The following is a 20,696-nucleotide window of genomic DNA, read 5'->3' as shown; positions in this document are numbered from 1 at the left end:
TTTTCACCCCCTTCTACTTGTAATTATAATGTTGCCATATTTGTCTTTCACAAACTCCTGGAAGTCCAAAACAAGGACAGTTGAAGTTGGATCCTCCAAAATTGCCGGTCCTCCTATCGTTACACCTGTTGGGATTTTTTGTCTGTCAAAAACTGGAAGTACTGAATAATCTCCATTGATGAAAACTTTTCTATCTTCTTTGATAGCATCTTCTGGGTGCCCTTCAACTAAGTTTTCGTAAATCTTGGGTCTCTTAACTTTCACAACCCCCACACTGTGGAAGTTAACTATTTGAACTGGGCTTTGCGGAAGTCTAAAATCATAAGCCCTCTCATGATACTGATGGAATCTTTCAATTAACGAGTTCAGACCTTCTTCTGACAAATCTGTAGTGTGTACTGGGACTTTTACGGTATGCTCCTGTCCCTTATATCTCATATCAGCGTAATGGAAACTTATTACTTCTTCTCTTGGAATACCTTCCTCTTTTTCAAAAACATTAAGTAGTCTTTCGTCGGCATTTGAAAATAGGTCTTTTATGTCTTCTAAGTTTTCGGAATTAACTTCAACTACGTGGGTAACAAGAACATCATGCCTTATATCTGTCAAGAGCATTCCCCAAGCAGAGAAAACTCCTGGTGGTATCGCGGGGATCACTATTTTGTTAATTTCTAAGTCTTGAGCAATAAATGGAGCGAACATAGGCCCTGAACCACCATGAGCAATTAAAGTGAAGTCTCTAGGATCATAACCCTTCTGTACAGAGATAATTCTTATTGCATTTGCAGCATTTTCGTTAGCTATTTTGATTATTCCCTCTGCTGCTTCTTCTACAGAAACATTAAAGTGATCAGCTATCTTTTCTTTTACTACCTCGATTGCTAGATCCCTATATATTCTCATCTCTCCCCCAAGGAGGTAGTTCGGATTGATCAAACCATTTATAACATATGCATCGGTTACAGTCGGTTGATCCCCCACCTTTTCCATAACAAGCTGGTCCTGGATCAGCTCCCATGGCCTTTGGCCCGACTCTCAGATTTCCAACTGCATCTATCCATGCAATACTGGTTCCACCATTACCTACTTCTTCAATCTCAATAACAGGAACTTTTACTGGATAACCTGGGTTAAATCTGTCTCTTCCCACATGATATTCACTGTGCACTTTTGGAGTTAAATTCTCTACAAGGCTAGCTTTGGTTGTTGTACTACCTCCATCAAGCACTATTACGTTCTTTTCCCCAACAAGTTCTGCTATTGCTATCCCTCCTATAACTCCTGCAATTGGTCCTGACTCAACAGCGTAGATTGGATATTCTTTTACGAAATCAAAAGAAGCCATTCCACCGTTTGATAGCATTGAATAGAAAGCTCCTTTGAAGCCCATGTCCCTTATTGCCCTCTCAAGGATGTTCAGATATGCTCTCATTTTAGGTTTTACGAATGCGTTTAAAACTGCAGTGTTAGTTCTCTCGTATTCATACCACTCTCTTGTTATCTCGTGAGAAGTTGTTATTGGTATGTCAAATCCTTTTTTCTCCAACTCTTCTTGAATTATTTTTTTAGCCTCTATTTCATGAGTTGGATTTGCGTAGGAGTTTAAGAAGCTGATACATATGGATTCGACCCCTTCTTTCAGAAGCTTTTCGAGACCTTGTCTCACATCTTCTGGGTGAAGAGGTTCTATAACACCCCCATCTCCACCAATTCTTTCTCTGACTTCTACAGTAAGACGTCTAGGAACGAACGGTTCAGGTTTTTTGTATCTGAAGTTGTAAATATCTCTTCTATTTGCTCTTTGGAGAATTAAAACATCTCTATGTCCTTTTGTAGTGAAAAGACCAACCTTAGCTCCACTACGAGTTATAATTGAGTTTATCACAAGGGTCTGACCATGTAATACCATGCTTACTTTTGACATATCTAGTTTGCTCTTTTCAACTGTATTAAGAACCCCTTCTGCCGGATTTTTTGGTGTTGTTTCGCCTTTTACCCATACAAAATCTCCAGTTTCGTCGTCATAAGCGACTAGATCTGTAAACGCCCCTCCAATGTCAACTCCCAATCTATACATGGCATTTCACCTCTTGAAGAGTACATCATTATGGCATTCAAACTATAACAGTAGATAGTAAATATTTAAACTTTTTTAGTTAAATTTTTGCATTATTTAACGTTTCATTAAAGAATATTGCTTAATATTGTGTCAAAATTTGTACATCGATATATGACAAAATTATGCACAAAAGCCTTTTAAAGAGCATTAATGGATACATATGGCGGGTGATATCAATGAGTTATGAAGTACATCATTTAAACGAGATATGGGATGCTGCCAAAAATGAAGCACTCGAAATTTTCAAGAATGATCATATTCAGATTGGAATATTATTACTAACCCCAAACACTCGGTTACCAGAAACAGGATTCAGTGTACACGAAAACTTTCATGAATTTGCGTACATAATAGACGGAGAAGTTATATTTGGAACACCTAAAAAGACAACATATCTTAAAGCAGGTGATTTTATGTATAACAGACCTGGTACTCCTCACTATACTGAAAATGCTTTGGATGTCTCTGCAAAGATTTTATGGTTCCTGGTCCCAGATAGAGTTTAATTAGGGGGAATAACATGGAAAACAAAGTTGCAGCAAGTACTAGAAAATATTTATGGGCCAAAAAAGAAAATGCTGAACAGTATATCCCATATCTTAAAGAATTTGAACAATATTTGAGTCAATACTATAGCTATGCCTTGAGGTATAGAATCATCAAGCCACTCATTAATATCTCAAAAAATATTGGAAACTTACTAGAAATTACTGAAGAAGACGTTAGGACATTTTATTGGCAGTATGACAGAAAAACTAGGAGGAGACATATTTATGCATATCGACGGTATAAAGAATTTTTACAAAATAAAAAACCATGATCTTAGATATCACCTCTAGAATCATACTACCACCACTAAGAATAAGAGATGAAACAGTAAATAGGAGGAAATCAACTATGAGGGAAAAAGTTCCACGAATTGGATTGATCGTAAATGGCCCTAATGTTCTTTTGAAAAGATTCAATGTCAAGATAAAAGACATCTCATCACGTCTACTAAGCTTTGGAAAAATAGGAAAAGTTGTTCTTAGTCACAACATAAATCCCAAACTAATAGAAACTATCCTTGAGTCAGGTTTAGAACCAGTCATTATTAATGGAAGAGTAGATGTAGCTGTTGCTGTAGAAGCTATGAAAAAGATATCTTGGCATTGGCAATTAGAGATGCTCATTTTTTACCTCTTGTAATTGAAGCTAAAAAGGTAGGGAAAGATGTTATTGTCATTACCCCACGACTAAATGAACTAAGTGATGCATTACAAAATACTGCAGATATAATCATAGAGCTTTTTAAAAATCCTTTTGGAGATCCTAAAAGTCCTAAAATAAGTGTGAAGTATGTTGCAGACTAACTATATAAACTAAAACTTAATGATTCAATATCCCCTGACTCCCTTAAACTTTATATTCCCCTCGTCCAAATTTTTCTTGGGGTTGGATAATGAGGGAAGAACTGAAGCGCATGCTTAAAGTTGATATTCTCGACATTGAATACGAGGGAGACAAAGTGATCGTTTATGTTCCCAAGGATCAGGTCAGGATAGCCGTGGGGAGTGGAGGAAGCGCTGTAAAGGCAGCAGAGCTTGTACTTGGCAAGAAAATCGAGATTAGAGGTAGATGAGCAATGGCACTTGGGTTTAGGAAACAGGAGCTCGAAGACTTAGCCATATCTTTCATTGTTCTTACCCTTGTTTTTTCCCGATTTGAGCTTAGATTAATCCCCTATGTTGCCCTTGGAATATTTACGGCGTTTGTATTCCACGAAATCGCCCATCGACAGGTTGCAAGGAAGTATGGATACTACGCAGTTTATAGAAGATGGGACACAGGGATCATGCTGGCTTTGCTCTTGGGGATACTAAACAAGCTTCTAGGCCTTAGGTTCATTTTCGCAGCAGTTGGGGCCGTTCAAGTTTACTCTCTCTATGCGGGCTGGGAGGATAGAGAGATTTATGGAAAGATAAGCCTTGCCGGGCCTGTAACGAACATATTGGTGGGAGTATTTGCACTCGTTTTACTGCTATTTGGAAAATTTTCCGGTATTTTGTGGGCTTCCCTATACTATACGGCCTTCATAAATCTCTGGCTGGCATTCTTTAACCTTCTACCGATTCCTCCTTTGGATGGCTATAAGGTTTTAAGGTGGAATCCCGGCTACTGGGGAGTGGCTATAGGAGTAGCATTCCTTCTCCAGTCCCTCCTTTAGTTTCACTCTTGGTGATACAGGAGGGAAAGATTAAAATACAACAAGTCCAATCGTCTAACGGGGGTGAAAAAATGAAGTATAAGGAACCCTTCGGTGTTAAGCTCGATTTTGAAACCGGGATCATTGAGAACGCAAAGAAAAGCGTTAGAAGGCTCAGCGACATGAAGGGCTACTTCATTGATGAGGAAGCCTGGAAGAAAATGGTGGAAGAGGGAGATCCAGTGGTTTACGAGGTCTATGCAATAGAGCAGGAAGAAAAAGAGGGGGACCTCAACTTTGCAACTACTGTTCTTTACCCCGGCAAAGTGGGGAATGAGTTCTTCATGACCAAAGGCCACTATCACTCAAAAATAGACAGGGCAGAGGTCTATTTTGCCCTTAAAGGCAAGGGTGGTATGCTGCTTCAAACACCCGAAGGAGAGGCAAGGTTCATCGAGATGGAGCCAGGCACTATAGTTTACGTTCCTCCATACTGGGCTCACAGAACTATAAACACCGGGGATAAGCCGTTTATCTTCCTCGCACTGTACCCGGCAGATGCGGGCCATGACTATGGAACAATCGCCGAAAAAGGCTTTTCTAAGATAGTGGTTGAAGAGAACGGAAAGGTTGTTGTCAAGGACAACCCCAAGTGGAGGATGTAATCCCTTTTTCTCTTTTTTGAAAGCTGGATAAAATGTCCAATAGAAAGTGAGACCTTTGAATATGTAAAAGATTTTTATAGGCTTAAAACATATCCCTTTACGGTGGTGTTGATGACTTTCGATAAGAAGAAAATTGAGGAGATTAAGAAGGCCGAGCAGGAATGGGAAGAAAAGACCGTAAAGCCGTTCATTCAAAAAAGACCTGAAAGAAAGGAGAAGTTCATGACAGACGACGGCTTTGAAATTAAGAGGGTCTACACACCTGCAGACCTCGAGAACTGGGACTATTTGGAGAAGCTAAACTTCCCCGGTCAATATCCGTTCACTAGAGGAGTTTATGCTACAATGTATAGAGGGAGACTCTGGACGATGAGGCAATATGCCGGTTACGCAACCGCTGAAGAGTCAAACAAACGTTACAAATACCTTCTCGAGCAAGGGCAGACCGGTTTGAGCGTTGCCTTTGATTTACCAACCCAACTTGGCTACGATTCCGATCACCCCATGGCTGAGGGAGAAGTGGGAAAAGTAGGCGTTGCTATTGATTCTCTTTGGGATATGGAGATTCTTTTCGATGGAATTCCTCTCGATAAGGTCTCCACATCAATGACAATTAACGCCACAGCTGCCAATCTTTTGGCCATGTATATTTTAGTTGGTCAAAAGCAGGGTGTTCCCCAGGAACAGCTCAGGGGTACAGTCCAAAACGATATTCTTAAGGAGTACATAGCGAGAGGTACCTACATCTTCCCACCCCAGCCCTCCATGAGACTAACAACCGATATTATAATGTACTGTGCTGAAAACGTTCCAAAATGGAACTCGATAAGCATAAGCGGTTACCACATCAGAGAAGCCGGGGCAAATGCGGTTCAAGAGGTTGCTTTCACACTAGCGGATGGTATTGAGTACGTCAAAGCGGTGATAGCAAGGGGCATGGATGTTGACAAGTTCGCTCCAAGGTTGAGCTTCTTCTTTAATGCCCACAACAACTTCCTTGAGGAGATAGCCAAATTCAGAGCCGCAAGAAGGCTTTGGGCAAAGATTATGAAAGAGAAGTTCAACGCCAAAAACCCAAGATCAATGCTCCTAAGGTTCCACACGCAAACGGCTGGTTCAACTTTGACTGCCCAGCAGCCTGAGAACAACATAGTAAGAGTTGCTATCCAAGCCCTTGCAGCAGTTCTTGGAGGAACCCAATCCCTGCACACCAACTCATACGACGAGGCTTTAAGCCTTCCAACCGAGAAGAGCGTTAGAATAGCCTTGAGGACACAGCAGATCATAGCTTACGAAAGTGGCGTCGTTGATACAATAGATCCTCTCGGAGGAAGCTACTACATCGAATGGCTTACAGACCACATAGAGGAAGAGGCCATGAAGTACATCGAAAAGATCGAAGCTATGGGCGGCATGATGAAGGCCATTGAGAGGGGCTACATCCAGAAGGAGATTGCAGACTCAGCCTACAAATACCAGAAAGAGATCGAGGAAAAGAAGCGCATCATAGTTGGAGTAAACGAGTTTGTCGTTGACGAGCCAATAGAGGTCGAAATCCTCAAGGTAGATCCAAGCATTAGGGACAAGCAAATAGAGAGGCTAAAGAAGCTGAGAAGCACAAGAGACAACAAAAAGGTTGAAGAGGCCCTAGACAAACTCAGGAAGGCTGCAGAGACCGAAGATGAAAACCTAATGCCCTACATCATTGAGGCGCACAAGCACTTGGCAACCCTCGGCGAAGTCACTGATGTTCTAAGGGAGGTTTGGGGCGAATACAGGGCTCCACTCATCTTCTGATCTACCCCATTTTCTTTTCTAAATATACCACAACAGCAAGGAGTATCACAAGTGCTCCAATTATAAGATATACCTCCCTTGACTTCAATTCACTAACTTCAGCCCCTCTGCCTGCTTTTTCAAAGTTTAGCGTGACATTACCTTCCCCAATCACTGCTAGAGCTATGAAGTCCTCATAGCTCCTTACGCCGACTTCTCCGTCAATAACCTTGCCCTTCTCCTTAAAGGCCCCCTTGAAGTTCGTTGATAAGGGATCGAAGTTTTCTTTTTCGTTGTTTAGGGTAAAGTAATACACCCTCAGCTCCACATCCTTATCTGAGGAAAGGGAGAACTTCAGTTTCTGACCTCTGAGAGGAGTGGCATTTATTATGAAAGTTCTCAGCCCTTCGCCGAATTCCCTTCTCCTAAGCTCGAAAGTAACGTTCCTCAGCTCGTTGAGATAATCCGACACCAGCAGAACTCCCTCGAAGTAGCCTTCTCCTTCAACCATTATCATAAACTCGCTCTCATTGAACACTATGTAGTCGCTTCTCCCCCTCTCTTGCGTCGAGGATGCTATGATCTTTCCCGAAAGGTCTAGGAGATGAACTCTAAGGTCTTTTCCTTGCCGTATGTACCTCCCATAGAGGATGGCAATCTTCTCTCCGTCCCATGGCTCAAAGGCAAAAGGAGGTGTTATCTCGTTCCCCATTACCCTATAAGGCAACCCTACATGGTGGTGTTCACTTGTATAATTGACCTTGGCAAGCCAGTTGTCGCCGTAAACCGGGAGTATCCCCATTCCACTGACCTCCAGCTTTAAGGGAATCTCGATGTCGTTAACTATCACGCTGAAGTTGATGGGCTTATTGAGCATGAAACCCTGCGGTAGGCTTGGAAGCTTTAAAACTAGCGTTACCTGGGCATTTTGGACCACGTCGAGCTCCTTAACTTGAGTGTCACCATAGTAGAAGTAGCCCTTTATAGAATCCGGCAGACCTCTAATGCCAAAGTGCACCTTTCCGTTGCCAACAACAGTTATAACATAGCTCACGCTTCCTCCAAGTATGCCCTTGGCGTAAGAATTGACCGCTTTTGCGCTCAGCCCTGCCCTTAATGAAATGGGGAAAGTTGCGGAGTAGGAGCTTGAAGAGACCCCAACGGTCAAAATTTGAGCATCTTCCGGTACTTTAAACTCAAGATAAACCTCTTCGTTAGGTTTTATTGTAACATCCGCAAAGTAAGGCTCCCCTACGATAACGGAGTTCTGGTAGATAGATACCCTTCCCGAGAACGCAACTTTTCCATCGTTCCTCAGCCATATCTTCAGCCTGTCTTTCCCTTTCTCTGCTCTCACAAGAGATATCCTCGGCATTTCGAAGTAGAAGCTCTCCTGCTTTACTACGCCATAGTCAATCAAGATTGTGCCTTGAGTTGCATCCGTGTCAAAGACCACTTCCCTCTCTTCCTTTGAGTTAAGGTAAACCCCCTTCTTGTCGAAGGTCATTCCACTAACCAGAAGCTTAACGGTGACGTTAACGGGATCCCCATGGCTTCTCAGAAGAACATGAAGATTTTCATCCTTCCAGATGCGCTCAATCGTTACGAGTTCCTCAAGAGAGACTATCGCCATTGTTTTTGAGAACTTAGCCTCCTTCAGCATTAAGGTTAGCTGATTATATGAGGGGGAAACCTTCAAAGTTAGGCTTTCTCCGGGTTTGAGGACAATAGGCTGCTCCGCTATCTCCATCCCTTGAGCAAGAACCACCAGGGTGTCGTTGATTTCGTAATAACCCGTATTCTTAACCTTCACCTTTACATAGGCATCAAATGCTTCCACGAGGGACACACTGAAGTCCCTCTTTTTCAGAACCTCAACACTGGAGTAGCTACCGCTCAAATGAAGCTTGAGGATAAAGGTGTTCAAATCCAAGCTCCCAACGGTGTAGTTCACTCCTTCAAAGAAAACACTCTCGCCAAAATGCACTCCTTTGATTAGGCTTGTGTTTTCACTCTCTAGCAATAGAGAAACCAGGTTTGGATTGTTTTGGGACACATCAAAGGTTAGGGTGGTGTTATCAACTATCAAAACCTCATCTATTCCCAGCTCAACCGATAGGGCAAGAGCATTTCCGGCAAAGAGGAGAAGCATGAAAAGTGGTAAGACTTTCCTCATGGCTCATCCCCCATACTCCTTCCTGTATAATCCCACGAGAGTAAAAATAAGGCTCAGCAGGATAACACTAATGAAAAACAGAGCGCTCATAGTTGGATCTCCTTTGTAGGTGTCCAATCCAGTGTGGAGCGTAAAGCCCCTCTTTAGCAAAACCCCTATCTGATAGCTCAGGTTAAAGCGCTCTGGGTTGTCAAAAAAGGGCAACTGTGGAAGTATGAACTGGGCAGTAAACACCAGTCCAAAGCTTGCAAGAGATGCATAGAGAGGTCTTGAAAGAACTACCGAGAGGAGCATCGAAACCGCTCCAAGGCTTCCAAGAACGAGAACTGTAACCCCAAGGGCAAATAGGAAGTCGTCAAAAGTCGCCCTAAACCCTTCAAAGCCAGACTTGTAGAGGAGAACCATGTAAACCTGCATCACAAAGTATGGAATGCCAAAAATCATGAGTACGGCAGTAATTCCGGAAAAGAACTTGCCAAAGACTATCTCACTCTTCTTTATCGGCTTTACGAGGAGAAGCCTTATCGTGCCCCTGTCAATTTCACTTGCGAGCAAATCGCTCATGACAATAATAACGACCAGCTGGCCAATCACACTGGCCCAGAAGTTTATTAAAAACTGAGAAACGTTTATCTGGAATGAAATCTCTAGGGCTTTTGCACTGTATTCAGTTATCTCCTCGTGGGTGAAGAAGTAGACTATCACGGGAAGAAGCATCAACGCCAGCATTACCTTAAGTCTCCTCGATTTTAAAAGCCTATAAACCTCGTTTTGATATAGAACGCTAATCACTTTCCTCACCTATGCTGAACTTTTCCATAAGAATCCTCTCAAGCGGACTTGTGTGGGGTCTGAAGAGCTTTAAGCGAATGCCCTGAGAGGTAAGATACTTCGGGAACTGCAGGAAAAACTCATCAAGAAACCTAGGATCCACTTTAACCCTAATTATGTTCTCCTCCTCCCATACTTCCCTAACGTATGGCTTTTCCTTTAGGAACTCAATTGCTGTCTTGTTGTCCGAAGTGGAAACATCGTAATCGTTCTCCTCTATCTCCGTCAGCTCACTTATCTTCCCCTGGGCTATTAAGCGACCTTGGTTGATTAGCCCCACGTAGTTGCACATCTTCTCAACTTCGCTCACTATGTGTGAGCTTACGAAAATAGTTTTCTCCTCCTTTGCAAGGGAGAGGATTTTCCCTATGAACTCTATTCTTCCCAGAGGGTCAAGGTTTGCCGTGGGCTCGTCCAGTATTAAAAGCTCCGGATCACCAATTAGGGCTGAAGCAAAAGAAACTCTCTGCTTCTGCCCCGAGGAGAGCTCCTTTATCTTGTTCAATGCCAACTTACCAACCCCAACGTACTTCATGAGCTTCTTCGCTTGTTCTCTCGCTTCTTCCTTTTTTAAGCCGGAGAGCCTGCCCATATAAGTCAGAAAGTCAAAGATCGTCATATCATCATAGGCTATTGGAGTTTCGGGCATATAACCAACATTTTTCATTATTTCAACTCTATTTTGGGGCATCTCAAGGTTAAAAATTCTAATTTCTCCATATGTAGGCCTTAACGCTGCCGTGAGCATTTTAATAGTGGTGGTTTTACCAGCACCATTGGGCCCCAAAAAGCCATAGACAACTCCTTTAGGAACTTTAAGGTTCAAATGATAAATTATATTTCTTTTTCCGAAAAACTTTGTGAGATCTTTGGTTTCTATGACATATTCCATCTTCAACACCAGACTGTAGATAATGATCTTAACCAATAGATAATAGTCTAAAAGGAGTTAAATGTTTTTGGGTGTAGAGCTATTTTCGGAAGATTCTTTTGCAGTTACAGTTTCTTTATTTAGAGATTGTCCTCTTATAGTTCCCACTTTTCAGTTATGAGTTATAACTTCTTAGTTATAAGTCATGGCTAAAGCTAAAACGTTCTAAGGAAACTTTGCGAGGCAAAATTTCATCAAAGTTGGGGGTTCCTTTTCGTAGGGGTGGTTTGGAGGGGATTTTTGAAAACGTTTCGTTTAAGTGCAACTTAGAAGGAACCACGAACCTTGATCAAACTTCGTACAGGCAAGCAAACTTTTGGAAAAAGTTTGACCAAAAGAGCCCCCTCCATTTGTGCAAAGCACTTAACATTCCGCCAGCGCTTACGCAGGTAAGGGCTGTTATGGTGGGCCCGCGGGGATTCGAACCCCGGACCTTCGCCGTGTGAGGGCGACGTCATAACCAGGCTAGACCACGGGCCCGCCCTAGCAGCCACTCATATCTCTCCAAGCTTTGCTTATAAATTTTTCTTAGCCATATCTTTAAATACCCACCAGCTTACCTCTTCTCGGTGAGAATATGCTAAACACGATGGTTTTGATAAGGACAGACAACTTCGACAAAGCACTAATAGCGCTGGCAGACCTCGTTAGGTATGCCGGGATGGAGATAAGGGGAAAGCCAAGGATAATACCTCCAGCCCTCTCCGATTGGGCATTTGAGAAACTTGTGGGAGAAAAGCCCAAGAAGAAGTACCGCGCCCATGTTGTAGCACAGATAGATCTGCCTCCTTCAAAGGCAATAGGCAGATTAAGGGAAATTCACCCCCCAGCACACATAATAGTTATCCCTCCGGATTCACCCGTTCATAGGGAGCTCCTCAAAATGTGGGGGACTTTTGAAGTGCTGAAGGGGTTTTATCCTCCTAAGAAATCCAGAAAGGGAGAAGAAAGCGAGGAGTAATCACTTCTTTTTCTTCTTCTTGATTCTTATATTCGCGACGTCTCCAAGGGTCGGCTCGTAGTCCTTTGGAATTGTAACCTTTTCCTGCACGTTCTCCTCTACTCTTTCAATTAGGGTTATCCTAAAGTATCTTTCGAGCTTTTTTGCCTCCTCTATGGTCGGCATGTACTCCCCATGGGCTATTCTCCTAAGGAGGTTGGTAGAAAGGCCCACTTTGTGGGAAAGTTCTTCATAGCTCAAACCGCTTTTTTGAATAGCCTCCCTAACCCTCTCTGCATAATCCTCAACAATATCCTCCGTGTAAAGCGGCCTTTGCCTCCTTGGGGCTGGTTTTGGCTTTGGTCTCGGCGTGTAAGTTCTCCTCGGCTCTCTTCCAGTGGGCATTGGGCTCCATGTTCCGGGTTTTTTCCTACCGTACTTTTGATAGCATTTTCCACAAACCAAGAGCTCTGCACCCTCTATTTTTATTGTATGCCCCTGTCCCCTAATCTCTGCCCCACAGATTTCACAAATCCTTGGTTTGGCTTTTGCCATTAAAATCACCTTCAGTGCTCTCTACTCTGAGTTAAGGATTAGATTTTATAAACCCATCTGATAACCTAACACCGATGAACATGACAGATGAAATCAAAATAGAGAAGCTAAAGAAAATGGATCAAGAAATCCTCGAGACCCTCGTCGGGATCTACATGAGGGGCTATGAAGGCATGAGAGAATATGGTGGAGAGGGAGAGAGCTATGCTAAAAGGTATCTTAGATGGTGCTGGAGCAAAGCCAGCGATGGCTTCTTTGTGGCAAAAGATGGTGATAGAATAGTGGGATTTATCGTGTGCGACAACGACTGGCACAGCAGATATGAGAATAGAGTGGTAGGGGCTATACACGAGTTTGTGGTTGATAAGGGCTACCAGGGAAAAAGCGTTGGCAAGAAGCTTATGGAAAAATGTCTGGAGTATTTGAGCAAATACAACGACAGAATAGAGCTGTGGGTCGGAGAAAAAAACACCAAAGCAATTGAATTCTACAAAAAGCTCGGCTTCAAAATAGCGGGAAAGAGCGGCATATGGATAAGAATGGTAAAAGACCTAAAAGAGAAAAAGTAGTCATTTTATCGGAGGTCTGAACTTGTAGCCGTAGAGGATTATTCCGTCCTCTTCGAACTCCCTAACCTTTCTCGTGACCATTTCTACTTCCATGCCAAAGTCTATCTCCTCTGGGTCAACATCTGTGAGCTGTGCTAAAACCACCGGTCCCTCTTCGAGCTCGACTAGGGCTATGGGGTATGGCTTGTAGTATTCGTAGCCGCTTGGTGGGTTTCTCACTATAGTCCAGCTTACCACTTTGCCCTTTCCACTGAACTGGAACTCCTCTATCTCTTGACTTCCACATTCTGGACAAACAGGTCTCTTTGGAAAGTGAACGTGACCGCAGCTCTTACATTTACCTCCAATGAGGCGGTATTTCTCTTTAAAGTGTCTCCAATAACGGGCAACCTGCATTGGCCTCCCCATCTTCAAACCCTCCTCAATATGGTTACGGTTATGTTTGAACCCGTTCCACCTATGTTTTGGGTTAACCCAATCTCTGCATCAGGCACTTGGTTTGGAGCTTCTCCTCTAAGCTGCCACACTGCTTCTACGGTTTGATAAACTCCCGTAGCTCCCACAGGGTGTCCTCTAGCTTTTAGTCCACCGAGTGTTTGAATTGGGTAGTCGCCATCTATTGCTATCTGCCCTTCTTTTGCAAGCATTGCGCCTTTTCCTCTCTCAGCAGCACCTATTGACTCCAGGCTTAAGGCGGCCATTACGGTAAAGGCATCGTGAACCTCGAAGAAGTCTATGTCTTTAACTTCAATACCGGCCATCTTATATGCCCTTTCTGCAGCAACCTTTGCCGCTCTGAGGAACAAGAACTCCTTTCTGTTTGCGAGGTTTATTGTGTCAATTGCCCTTCCCATTCCCGCAACCTCGACCATCTTCGCTTTATCTACGAACTCCTTGGCCTTCTCCTCGGTGGTTATTATAACTGCAGCGGCTCCATCGGCTATTGGGGAAGCATCAAAGAGCTTCAGTGGATCGGCTACATAGGGGCTCTTCATAACGGTTTCAACTGTTATTGGCTTTTTGAACATTGCATATGGGTTTTTGGCACCATTTGTGTGAGCGTTAACTGCGAAGAGGGCTAAATCTTCCTCAGTGTAGCCGTATTCCTTCATGTAGAGCCTCATGGCAAGGGCGTTCAATGCTACAAAGCTCACACCATGGAAAAGCTCCCACTCTGCATCTGCCGCATAGGCAAGATATCTCGTAGCGTCGCTTGGCCATGCATCGGTCATCTTCTCAACACCTACAACGGCAACAACATCTTCAAGACCGCTCATAACAGCTTTTACTCCCTCTTGGACTGCAGCTCCACCGCTTGCACACGCTGCCTCAACTTTAACTGCTGGAATGTTGCCAAGACCTGCCCAATCAGCTATTAATGCCCCAAGGTTTTCCTGTTCAACAAATGAACCAGAAGCCATGTTGCCAACATAAAGTGAATCCACCTTATCAACGCCTGCATCTTCCATAGCATTGAGCAAAGCTTCAACGGCTAAATCCCTTAGGGCGAGCCTCCAGTGCTCTCCAACCGGAGTCAATCCCACACCAATAATCACTGGCTTCCTCATTTTAACCACCTCACAAGATGTACTTACCTCTGTGCTTTGCATATAAGGCATAATCGATGTATTTCTTCCTGTTTACGTAATCCATGGTCTTTGGCGCTAGGTCTCTCTTTTCTTCAATTGCATCCTGCACCACTAAGCTGAATGCATCGCTACCCGCACCGCTTCCAAAGCTTACCCAGAGAATCCTGTCTCCCGGCTTCGCTATGTCCAAAACCGCTGAAATGCCAACTAACGTAGCGCCGCTGTATGTGTTTCCTATTATTCCACTTAACAATCCCGGAAGGACTTTTTCTTTGGGGATTCCGAGAATCTTTGCGACTGTTAGCGGAAACTTAACGTTTGGCTGGTGGAAGACAGCGTAGTCAAAATCGCTTGGCGAATAGCCCAGCTCTTCCATTAAGCCCTTTGCGGCGCTTATTATCTGGTGGAAGTAAGCGGGCTCTCCAGTGAACCTATTCCCGTGCCTTGGATAGTGCTCGTGCTGTCTTCTCCAGAAATCTGGAGTGTCGGTTACGTAGGAATAGCTTCCCTCAAAATAGGCAACCGTCTCAGAGCTTTTCTCACCAACGATATAAGCGGCTCCTCCGGCGGATGCAGTAAATTCTAAGTGATCACCAGGTCTTCCTTGAGAAGTGTCGGCACCAATTGCCATTGCATATTTTGCCATTCCACTCCCAACAAAACCGATAGCTGCTTGCAAGGCTTCAGTTCCGGCTTTACATGCAAATTCGAAATCTGCGGCATCTAAATCCGGAGTTGCCCCAATTGCCTCAGCAATAACGGTTGCAGAAGGCTTAACAGCATAGGGCTTGGATTCGGTTCCAAACCACAATGCCCTAATTTCTCTTGGGTCGATTTGAGCTCTTTTAAGGGCATTTCTTGCCGCTTCAATCCCTATTGTTATGGCATCTTCATCCAAATTGTTTACGGACTTTTCCTGAATGGGGAAGCTGCTTACTCCCCAAACCCTTCCGATCTCCTCGTTTTTAATTCTATACATTGGTACATAGGCACCATAACCAACAATTCCGACATCCTTTATTGGCTTCAGCAGTCTTCTCATTGGGCATCACCTTTCCAAAAGATTAGCTTAAATGTGTTCTCTCGAAGGTTAAGGGTGTACATTATAAAAGCCTTTCGGTAAATGTGTAACGTTTTTTCGACAATTAGCGATAAGAGCATATCACTGAGTAGGTTTAAAAGCTCAACTCTTTTATACTTCTTCAACAAAGAATAAAAAAGGTGATGCTCATGAAAGCATACATAAGCGAAAATGTGCAAGGTATTTACGCCTTTAATGAAGAAGGCAACCTAATAGGAAAAAGAATCTTCACGGAAAAACCGGAGACTGCACTGGACAGGCTCCTAAAGGGAGAGGTTACAGAAGACCTCACTGCCCTCTTGGAAGAATTGAAAGAAAAAGGATACTCAAATTTTGTGTTTGAACACCCAGAGCTAAGCAGAAACGTGAGGGAACTCGGCTTCGAATCCGAATTTGAATTCCCCAACTTAGCCGGAGAGAGGCTCAGAGAAAACCCGGAGGAGTTTTTGGGAAAAGAATGGTTCGAGAGATACTTCACTGTGGGAGTGGCTTTAACTAGAATTAGAATACAGGAGCAGAGCGGTGCAAGGGATAAAATGATAATTCAGGCTATAGAAGCGTTAGATGACATTGACAAGGTCATAAACCTTCTCGTCTCTAGACTAAGGGAGTGGTACTCGCTTCACTTCCCAGAGCTTGATGAACTTTTGCCCAAACACCCCCAGTACGTGAGTTTTGTTAAGAGCATTGGACACAGAGAGAACATCACAAAAGAGAACCTAGAATCCCTTGGATTGAGTGAAAACAAGATAGCAAAGATTCTCGAAGCAAAGGAGAAAACTATGGGAGCATGGATGGATGAGAAGGACATTAGGGTTATCCAAGACTTAGCAAAAGAAATTGACGATCTGTACAAGCTGAGAAGTGAGATCGAAGATTACATAGACAAAGCAATGGACGACGTTGCTCCAAACTTAAAAGCCTTGGTAGGGGCAAAATTAGCTGCAAGGCTGATAAGCCTCGCTGGAGGATTAAAAGAACTCGCAATGATGCCTGCCTCAACGATTCAAGTTCTCGGTGCAGAGAAAGCCCTCTTCAGACACTTAAGGAGCGGTGCAAAGCCGCCAAAGCACGGGGTAATCTACCAGTATCCAGCTATTAACAAGTCCCCATGGTGGCAGAGGGGTAAAATTGCAAGGGCTTTAGCAGGTAAATTGGCAATAGCTGCTAGAGTGGATTACTTCTCCGGTGAATACATAGCTGAGAAGCTCAAGAAGGAGATTGAGGCAAGAATCAAGGAGATCAAGGAGAAATACCCCAACCCACCAAAGCGCAAGGAGAAGCCCAAGAAAGAGAAGAAAAAGAAGAGGTTCAAAAAGAAGGAAAAAGGGAAGAAGTTTAAAGGAAAAGAGAAGAAGAAAAAGAAAAGCAAAGAGGGAAGCAGAAGGAGGTGAGATAAATGAACGTTAAGAAGCACAAATTCCCCGGCGTTTATGTCGTCATCGAGGATGATGGGAGCGAGAGGATAGCAACTAAAAACCTAGTGCCCGGTCAAAAGGTTTATGGTGAGAGGGTTATCAAGTGGGAAGGAGAGGAATACAGGATATGGAACCCAAATAGATCAAAACTCGCCGCTGCGATCCTTAATGGGCTTAAGAACTTCCCAATAAAGCCCGGAACCAATGTATTATACCTCGGAATAGCAAGCGGTACGACAGCTTCACACGTAAGCGACATCGTTGGCTGGGAAGGAAAAATATTTGGTATCGAGTTTTCACCAAGAGTCCTCAGAGAGCTAGTCCCCCTTGTGGAGGAAAGAAGAAACATAGTGCCCATTTTGGGCGATGCAACAAAGCCCGAAGAATACAGGGCTTTGGTGACAAAAGTAGATGTGATCTTTGAGGATGTTGCCCAGCCAACGCAAGCCAAAATACTCATAGACAATGCAAAAGCCTACCTCAAGAGCGGCGGCTATGGAATGATTGCCATTAAGAGCAGAAGCATTGATGTCACGAAGGAGCCGGAGGAGGTGTTCAGAGAAGTTGAAAAGGAGCTCAGCGAATACTTTGAGGTCGTGGAGAGAATCTCTTTAGAGCCATACGAGAAGGACCACGCGCTGATAGTCGTGAGAAAGCCTTGAGCCTTTCTCTAATTTTTAGTTCTGCATAACAGCTCAAAGATTCACCTCACGTCCATTCCTCGGAACAAGGTATATGCGACCCCCATTGTAATCAATGCAAAAAATGTAAGCAATAACATGTGCCAAACAACATTTATTTGCACTCCCAAGAAAGATGCCCGCATCAATTCTGCTGCATATGTTAGTGGATTAAATTTCGCAATTTCTGAAACAAGTGGGGGGAGGTAGTCTGGAGGATAAAATATACCGCTAACAGCTATTATTGGGGTTGTTATTATTCTATTAAACATAGTTAGCTTGTCTGGTGTTTTCACAACTGTACTGACACAGAAAGATAAAGATGAAAATATCATTGAAGTCATAACCACAGAATAAAGAAACAAAAATGGAGTAATATAAGAAAAGGTTATCTCCTCTATTATTATTGGAATTGAAATTAGCCCCAATACTATGGCGGTTGATGAAGAAATTATAACAATTGAAAGTACTCTTGAGAGAAAATACTCCCTTCTAGAAGAAAAGCTTAAAATTTGCTCTAACATTCCATTGTATTTATCTGTCCAGAGCATCGATCCACACAATACCGAAAACTGCAGAGTGTTTATCAAGATAGCAGCAGGTATAAAAAAGGTAGAATAGCTTAAATATCTGCCATACATTGGTATAGGCTTTACAATCTTGTTGTATGCAAGTGAAACTATAAAGATATAAATGAGGGTCGGGAGGAGTAAACTAAAAAACAGATGGGGTCTTAGATCATAAGTTGTTCTTATATTTCGATATATTAAGCGTTTCATTTTTAATCACCTTAAGATACGCCTCTTCTAAATTTTCTGACCGAGTTTCTCTAATTAGAGACTTCGGAGATGCAATTGTTAGTATTTGTCCTTGATGTATAATTGCAACCCTGTCACATAGTTTCTCCGCTTCCCATAGGTTGTGGGTAGTAAAAAATATAGGTATCTCTAGCTGCCTCAAAATATTAAGAAGCTTATGCTTCGATTCTACATCCAAACCTATTGTGGGTTCATCAAGAAACAATAAATCGGGCTTATATACCAATTCTCTAGCTATTTGAAGTCTCCTTCTTTGTCCAATTGATAATTCAACAGCCTTTTTGTTTGGTTCTAAATCAAATTCATTAATAAGCTTTAATGCTCTTTCTTTTGCTTCATCTTTGCTTAATCCTTTTAAATATCCATAAAGCCAAATATTTTCAAATACTGATATATAAGGTTCAAAGCTAATTCTCTGTTGAACATAGCCAATTCTTCTTCGTTCTTCTACTGAAAGTTCGCTTGGTTTTTTTCCAAAAATTTTAACAGAGCCCCTGTTTGCATTTAAGATACCAAGAACTATTCTGATAGTGGTCGTTTTCCCAGCACCGTTAGGCCCAATAAACCCAAATATTTCACGTTTAACTTCAAAGCTTATCCCTTTGAGTACCCATTCACTGTTAAACCTCTTCCATAAATCTGAAACTGAAATAATTCTCATGACTTCCCCCCGATTGATTTAAGTATTTTCTTTTTCACAGGCAAACTTGAATACTTCAAGATTACATCCAAAGCCTCATTAAATACTCTGCATACTATTGGATCGGGGTATTCCTCTTCTAATTCATAACTCCTAAAGCCTATTCCCGGACAAACACCGCCACAAAGAGCATAATATCTGCAAGATCTACATTTTTGCAGGATACCCAAAGATGCCAACTTTTTGTATATATTCTCCCAGTCTTTGTACATGCGTTCTGAGGAAGATAAAATCTCTTCTAGTGATTTTTCTCTCAAAGATCCTAATTTCCACTCTGTCATCCTGTCACATGGAGTAATTGTCCCATCAGGTTCGATGTTTATATATGCAATATAGGGGACACAATGAAATGAGAATTGTTCGAACTCTTTGCTGTCCTGAAGTAACTCTATGTTAAATGAACCCGTAATACGAAATTCTGAATTTTTTTTATTGTAAATAGACATTAATCGCAGTGACTCCTCAATGAACTTTCGAATTTCTTCAGTATTTGGTCGAAAGTAAGTCCAATTTGCAAATCCGCATCCAACAGGCATTATCAATGTTGGGATCCACATAGAAACACCCAAATTTAACAAAAGGTCGACAAAATCTTCCATTCTTTCTATTAAATGTCCTCTCAAAGAGCTGGCTACAGCCACAGTGATGCCACTATTAGTTAATTCCTTAATTGAGGCAATAATTTTCTTATAGGCTCCCGGAACGCCAACAAACGGATCAACGTCTTGTTCGCTGATACCATGTAGTGAAACCTGAACAACAAGATTGTCAATCTCAGACAATTTTTTAATAATCTCCGGAGTTAAAAGAGTGGCGTTTGTATAAACACGTAGAGGGAATGCATATTCCCCTGCATACTGAATTAGTTGAAGAGCATCCTTTCTTAAGAACGGCTCTCCTCCTGTAAAAAATAGATAGCTCACACCATACTCAGAGAGCTGATCAATAATATCTGCCCATTTCTCAGTTGGTAGTTCTTTACGAGAGTTCCATCTGTTATCTCCTTGGAGGCAATGTTTGCACTTGAAGTTGCACCTATATGTCAAAGTTAGAAGCGCCCTGGTGCACATGCTAAACGGATAAATTTTTACAGGCTTACTTTCATACCTCTTGCTAAAAGTGATTATCCCCAAGTTGTACATTTCTAATAATGTTTCAGCAACCTTTTCTTGGGGTATCCCCAAGTCGTTAGAAACTTTTTCACACACTTCGTCAACTGTTAATTTATCTTTTGAGACTCTCATTAGAACTTCCTTGAAAACGAAGTCTCCATAATAATAGTCCTCATGATATCTAGGATCGACAAAGTAATAATTCCCTTTATACTCGTGAAGGCGCAACGGTCTAAGAAGAGATACGTACACCATTTTTCCTGCCTCCACTTCCTTGGTATAAAAATTTAAAATCAGAAGGTGGAGTTCGTAAAGGGTTTCTTTATACCTTTTACAAACTCCTTATGGTAGACTGAGATTCCTATATATTGGTGTTCTCCCGCATGAAGTCCCTTAGTATTCAACACACAACTAAATTTTCTTAATTGTTTAGGGTGGTTTCTTGCTTTCATAGTAACCACCAAAGTAAAATTAACGTTATTGTTTATTTCTTTTTCTACAACTTTTAGTTAAAAACAAAAAATTTGATATTCCTTAAGGAAGTTAGGAAT

At 42.4% G+C, this 20,696-nt stretch carries 23 protein-coding genes and 1 tRNA gene; 11 read left to right on the top strand and 13 right to left on the bottom strand.

Annotated elements, in window-relative coordinates; translation table 11 throughout:
* Positions 1-3: 3 nt before the first annotated feature.
* Both OCC_RS13050 and OCC_RS10520 read right to left on the bottom strand, forming a co-directional pair.
* Entirely contained in the window at positions 4-990 is a 987-nt protein-coding gene (locus OCC_RS13050; protein WP_274517770.1) for a hydantoinase/oxoprolinase family protein, read from the bottom strand.
* A complete protein-coding gene (locus tag OCC_RS10520) occupies positions 890-2,077 on the bottom strand; it encodes a hydantoinase/oxoprolinase N-terminal domain-containing protein (RefSeq protein WP_020953813.1) in 1,188 nt (395 codons plus the stop codon). Before OCC_RS10520 ends, OCC_RS13050 begins: the two co-directional genes overlap by 101 nt.
* A gap of 218 nt (positions 2,078-2,295) precedes the next feature.
* Here OCC_RS10520 and OCC_RS10515 point away from each other — a divergent pair, with 218 nt between their 5' ends.
* From OCC_RS10515 to OCC_RS10485, 7 genes are all read left to right on the top strand, one after another.
* Positions 2,296-2,625, top strand: coding sequence for a cupin domain-containing protein (locus OCC_RS10515; protein ID WP_004067949.1), 330 nt, complete (start codon positions 2,296-2,298; stop codon positions 2,623-2,625).
* Positions 2,626-2,639: 14 nt separating this feature from the next.
* Positions 2,640-2,939 carry a hypothetical protein gene (locus OCC_RS10510; RefSeq protein WP_004067948.1) on the top strand — a complete coding sequence of 100 codons (300 nt, stop codon included), beginning with the start codon at positions 2,640-2,642 and terminating at the stop codon, positions 2,937-2,939.
* Entirely contained in the window at positions 2,936-3,307 is a 372-nt protein-coding gene (locus tag OCC_RS12915) for a PIN domain-containing protein (RefSeq protein ID WP_238565059.1), read from the top strand. Before OCC_RS10510 ends, OCC_RS12915 begins: the two co-directional genes overlap by 4 nt.
* Positions 3,308-3,560: 253 nt before the next feature.
* Complete coding sequence (locus OCC_RS10500; RefSeq protein ID WP_004067946.1) at positions 3,561-3,740, top strand: KH domain-containing protein; 180 nt, start codon at positions 3,561-3,563, stop codon at positions 3,738-3,740.
* A 3-nt stretch (positions 3,741-3,743) separates the two neighbouring features.
* A complete protein-coding gene (locus OCC_RS10495; RefSeq protein WP_004067945.1) occupies positions 3,744-4,325 on the top strand; it encodes a site-2 protease family protein in 582 nt (193 codons plus the stop codon).
* A 71-nt stretch (positions 4,326-4,396) separates the two neighbouring features.
* A complete protein-coding gene (gene pgiA / locus OCC_RS10490) occupies positions 4,397-4,969 on the top strand; it encodes a glucose-6-phosphate isomerase (protein WP_004067944.1) in 573 nt (190 codons plus the stop codon).
* Positions 4,970-5,080: 111 nt separating this feature from the next.
* On the top strand, positions 5,081-6,766 hold the full coding sequence (locus OCC_RS10485) for an acyl-CoA mutase large subunit family protein (protein WP_004067943.1): 1,686 nt from the start codon (positions 5,081-5,083) through the stop codon (positions 6,764-6,766).
* A 1-nt stretch (position 6,767) separates the two neighbouring features.
* On the opposite strand, the gene OCC_RS10480 is transcribed toward OCC_RS10485, so the two are convergent.
* From OCC_RS10480 to OCC_RS10465, 4 genes are all read right to left on the bottom strand, one after another.
* Entirely contained in the window at positions 6,768-8,921 is a 2,154-nt protein-coding gene (locus OCC_RS10480) for a hypothetical protein (protein WP_004067942.1), read from the bottom strand.
* Positions 8,922-8,924: 3 nt separating this feature from the next.
* A complete protein-coding gene (locus tag OCC_RS10475) occupies positions 8,925-9,713 on the bottom strand; it encodes an ABC transporter permease (protein ID WP_004067941.1) in 789 nt (262 codons plus the stop codon).
* Complete coding sequence (locus OCC_RS10470) at positions 9,706-10,644, bottom strand: ABC transporter ATP-binding protein (protein WP_004067940.1); 939 nt, start codon at positions 10,642-10,644, stop codon at positions 9,706-9,708. Before OCC_RS10470 ends, OCC_RS10475 begins: the two co-directional genes overlap by 8 nt.
* Positions 10,645-11,085: 441 nt before the next feature.
* Positions 11,086-11,163, bottom strand: a tRNA-Val gene (locus OCC_RS10465).
* A gap of 97 nt (positions 11,164-11,260) precedes the next feature.
* On the opposite strand from OCC_RS10465, the gene OCC_RS10460 reads away from it, so the two are divergent.
* A complete protein-coding gene (locus OCC_RS10460; RefSeq protein ID WP_004068231.1) occupies positions 11,261-11,644 on the top strand; it encodes a DUF356 domain-containing protein in 384 nt (127 codons plus the stop codon).
* On the opposite strand, the gene OCC_RS10455 is transcribed toward OCC_RS10460, so the two are convergent.
* Positions 11,645-12,178: a multiprotein bridging factor aMBF1 gene (locus OCC_RS10455; RefSeq protein WP_004068232.1), complete on the bottom strand. Its 534-nt coding sequence runs from the start codon at positions 12,176-12,178 to the stop codon at positions 11,645-11,647.
* A gap of 80 nt (positions 12,179-12,258) precedes the next feature.
* Here OCC_RS10455 and OCC_RS10450 point away from each other — a divergent pair, with 80 nt between their 5' ends.
* Positions 12,259-12,747, top strand: coding sequence for a GNAT family N-acetyltransferase (locus OCC_RS10450; protein WP_004068233.1), 489 nt, complete (start codon positions 12,259-12,261; stop codon positions 12,745-12,747).
* On the opposite strand, the gene OCC_RS10445 is transcribed toward OCC_RS10450, so the two are convergent.
* The 3 genes from OCC_RS10445 to OCC_RS10435 are packed head-to-tail and all read right to left on the bottom strand — an operon-like array spanning position 12,748 to position 15,378.
* Positions 12,748-13,155 carry a Zn-ribbon domain-containing OB-fold protein gene (locus OCC_RS10445; RefSeq protein ID WP_004068234.1) on the bottom strand — a complete coding sequence of 136 codons (408 nt, stop codon included), beginning with the start codon at positions 13,153-13,155 and terminating at the stop codon, positions 12,748-12,750. It abuts the gene before it with no gap.
* Between the two features lie 2 nt (positions 13,156-13,157).
* Complete coding sequence (locus tag OCC_RS10440; protein ID WP_004068235.1) at positions 13,158-14,315, bottom strand: thiolase domain-containing protein; 1,158 nt, start codon at positions 14,313-14,315, stop codon at positions 13,158-13,160.
* Positions 14,316-14,325: 10 nt separating this feature from the next.
* Positions 14,326-15,378 carry a hydroxymethylglutaryl-CoA synthase gene (locus tag OCC_RS10435; protein ID WP_004068236.1) on the bottom strand — a complete coding sequence of 351 codons (1,053 nt, stop codon included), beginning with the start codon at positions 15,376-15,378 and terminating at the stop codon, positions 14,326-14,328.
* A gap of 188 nt (positions 15,379-15,566) precedes the next feature.
* Between OCC_RS10435 and OCC_RS10430 the strand changes: the two genes are divergently transcribed.
* Both OCC_RS10430 and OCC_RS10425 read left to right on the top strand, forming a co-directional pair.
* Positions 15,567-16,811 carry a hypothetical protein gene (locus OCC_RS10430; RefSeq protein ID WP_004068237.1) on the top strand — a complete coding sequence of 415 codons (1,245 nt, stop codon included), beginning with the start codon at positions 15,567-15,569 and terminating at the stop codon, positions 16,809-16,811.
* A 5-nt stretch (positions 16,812-16,816) separates the two neighbouring features.
* Entirely contained in the window at positions 16,817-17,497 is a 681-nt protein-coding gene (locus OCC_RS10425; RefSeq protein ID WP_004068238.1) for a fibrillarin-like rRNA/tRNA 2'-O-methyltransferase, read from the top strand.
* A gap of 41 nt (positions 17,498-17,538) precedes the next feature.
* On the opposite strand, the gene OCC_RS10420 is transcribed toward OCC_RS10425, so the two are convergent.
* Genes OCC_RS10420 through OCC_RS10410 form a run of 3 tightly spaced genes read right to left on the bottom strand, consistent with a single transcriptional unit; the run spans position 17,539 to position 20,415 of the window.
* Positions 17,539-18,294: an ABC transporter permease gene (locus OCC_RS10420; RefSeq protein WP_004068239.1), complete on the bottom strand. Its 756-nt coding sequence runs from the start codon at positions 18,292-18,294 to the stop codon at positions 17,539-17,541.
* Positions 18,254-18,994: an ABC transporter ATP-binding protein gene (locus OCC_RS10415; RefSeq protein ID WP_004068240.1), complete on the bottom strand. Its 741-nt coding sequence runs from the start codon at positions 18,992-18,994 to the stop codon at positions 18,254-18,256. Before OCC_RS10415 ends, OCC_RS10420 begins: the two co-directional genes overlap by 41 nt.
* Positions 18,991-20,415 (bottom strand): radical SAM/SPASM domain-containing protein, encoded by a 1,425-nt coding sequence (locus OCC_RS10410; protein WP_143592389.1) that lies wholly within the window; start codon positions 20,413-20,415, stop codon positions 18,991-18,993. The genes OCC_RS10415 and OCC_RS10410 overlap by 4 nt, the downstream gene beginning before the upstream one ends.
* Between the last annotated feature and the right edge of the window lie 281 nt (positions 20,416-20,696).

Source organism: Thermococcus litoralis DSM 5473 (genome assembly GCF_000246985.2).
Classification (GTDB): domain Archaea; phylum Methanobacteriota_B; class Thermococci; order Thermococcales; family Thermococcaceae; genus Thermococcus_A; species Thermococcus_A litoralis.
The sequence above is the reverse complement of the archived record's forward strand: the minus strand, read 5'-3'. Positions and strand labels throughout refer to the sequence as shown.

Excerpts from the sequence above, each read along its gene's own strand:
- OCC_RS13050 (WP_274517770.1), bottom strand. The coding sequence starts at position 990 with ATGGAAAAGGTGGGGGATCAACCGACTGTAACCGATGCATATGTTATA.
- OCC_RS10520 (WP_020953813.1), bottom strand. The coding sequence starts at position 2,077 with ATGTATAGATTGGGAGTTGACATTGGAGGGGCGTTTACAGATCTAGTC.
- OCC_RS10515 (WP_004067949.1), top strand. The coding sequence starts at position 2,296 with ATGAGTTATGAAGTACATCATTTAAACGAGATATGGGATGCTGCCAAA.
- OCC_RS10510 (WP_004067948.1), top strand. The coding sequence starts at position 2,640 with ATGGAAAACAAAGTTGCAGCAAGTACTAGAAAATATTTATGGGCCAAA.
- OCC_RS12915 (WP_238565059.1), top strand. The coding sequence starts at position 2,936 with ATGATCTTAGATATCACCTCTAGAATCATACTACCACCACTAAGAATA.
- OCC_RS10500 (WP_004067946.1), top strand. The coding sequence starts at position 3,561 with ATGAGGGAAGAACTGAAGCGCATGCTTAAAGTTGATATTCTCGACATT.
- OCC_RS10495 (WP_004067945.1), top strand. The coding sequence starts at position 3,744 with ATGGCACTTGGGTTTAGGAAACAGGAGCTCGAAGACTTAGCCATATCT.
- pgiA (WP_004067944.1), top strand. The coding sequence starts at position 4,397 with ATGAAGTATAAGGAACCCTTCGGTGTTAAGCTCGATTTTGAAACCGGG.
- OCC_RS10485 (WP_004067943.1), top strand. The coding sequence starts at position 5,081 with ATGACTTTCGATAAGAAGAAAATTGAGGAGATTAAGAAGGCCGAGCAG.
- OCC_RS10480 (WP_004067942.1), bottom strand. The coding sequence starts at position 8,921 with ATGAGGAAAGTCTTACCACTTTTCATGCTTCTCCTCTTTGCCGGAAAT.
- OCC_RS10470 (WP_004067940.1), bottom strand. The coding sequence starts at position 10,644 with ATGGAATATGTCATAGAAACCAAAGATCTCACAAAGTTTTTCGGAAAA.
- OCC_RS10460 (WP_004068231.1), top strand. The coding sequence starts at position 11,261 with ATGCTAAACACGATGGTTTTGATAAGGACAGACAACTTCGACAAAGCA.
- OCC_RS10455 (WP_004068232.1), bottom strand. The coding sequence starts at position 12,178 with ATGGCAAAAGCCAAACCAAGGATTTGTGAAATCTGTGGGGCAGAGATT.
- OCC_RS10450 (WP_004068233.1), top strand. The coding sequence starts at position 12,259 with ATGACAGATGAAATCAAAATAGAGAAGCTAAAGAAAATGGATCAAGAA.
- OCC_RS10445 (WP_004068234.1), bottom strand. The coding sequence starts at position 13,155 with ATGGGGAGGCCAATGCAGGTTGCCCGTTATTGGAGACACTTTAAAGAG.
- OCC_RS10440 (WP_004068235.1), bottom strand. The coding sequence starts at position 14,315 with ATGAGGAAGCCAGTGATTATTGGTGTGGGATTGACTCCGGTTGGAGAG.
- OCC_RS10435 (WP_004068236.1), bottom strand. The coding sequence starts at position 15,378 with ATGAGAAGACTGCTGAAGCCAATAAAGGATGTCGGAATTGTTGGTTAT.
- OCC_RS10430 (WP_004068237.1), top strand. The coding sequence starts at position 15,567 with ATGAAAGCATACATAAGCGAAAATGTGCAAGGTATTTACGCCTTTAAT.
- OCC_RS10425 (WP_004068238.1), top strand. The coding sequence starts at position 16,817 with ATGAACGTTAAGAAGCACAAATTCCCCGGCGTTTATGTCGTCATCGAG.
- OCC_RS10420 (WP_004068239.1), bottom strand. The coding sequence starts at position 18,294 with ATGAAACGCTTAATATATCGAAATATAAGAACAACTTATGATCTAAGA.
- OCC_RS10415 (WP_004068240.1), bottom strand. The coding sequence starts at position 18,994 with ATGAGAATTATTTCAGTTTCAGATTTATGGAAGAGGTTTAACAGTGAA.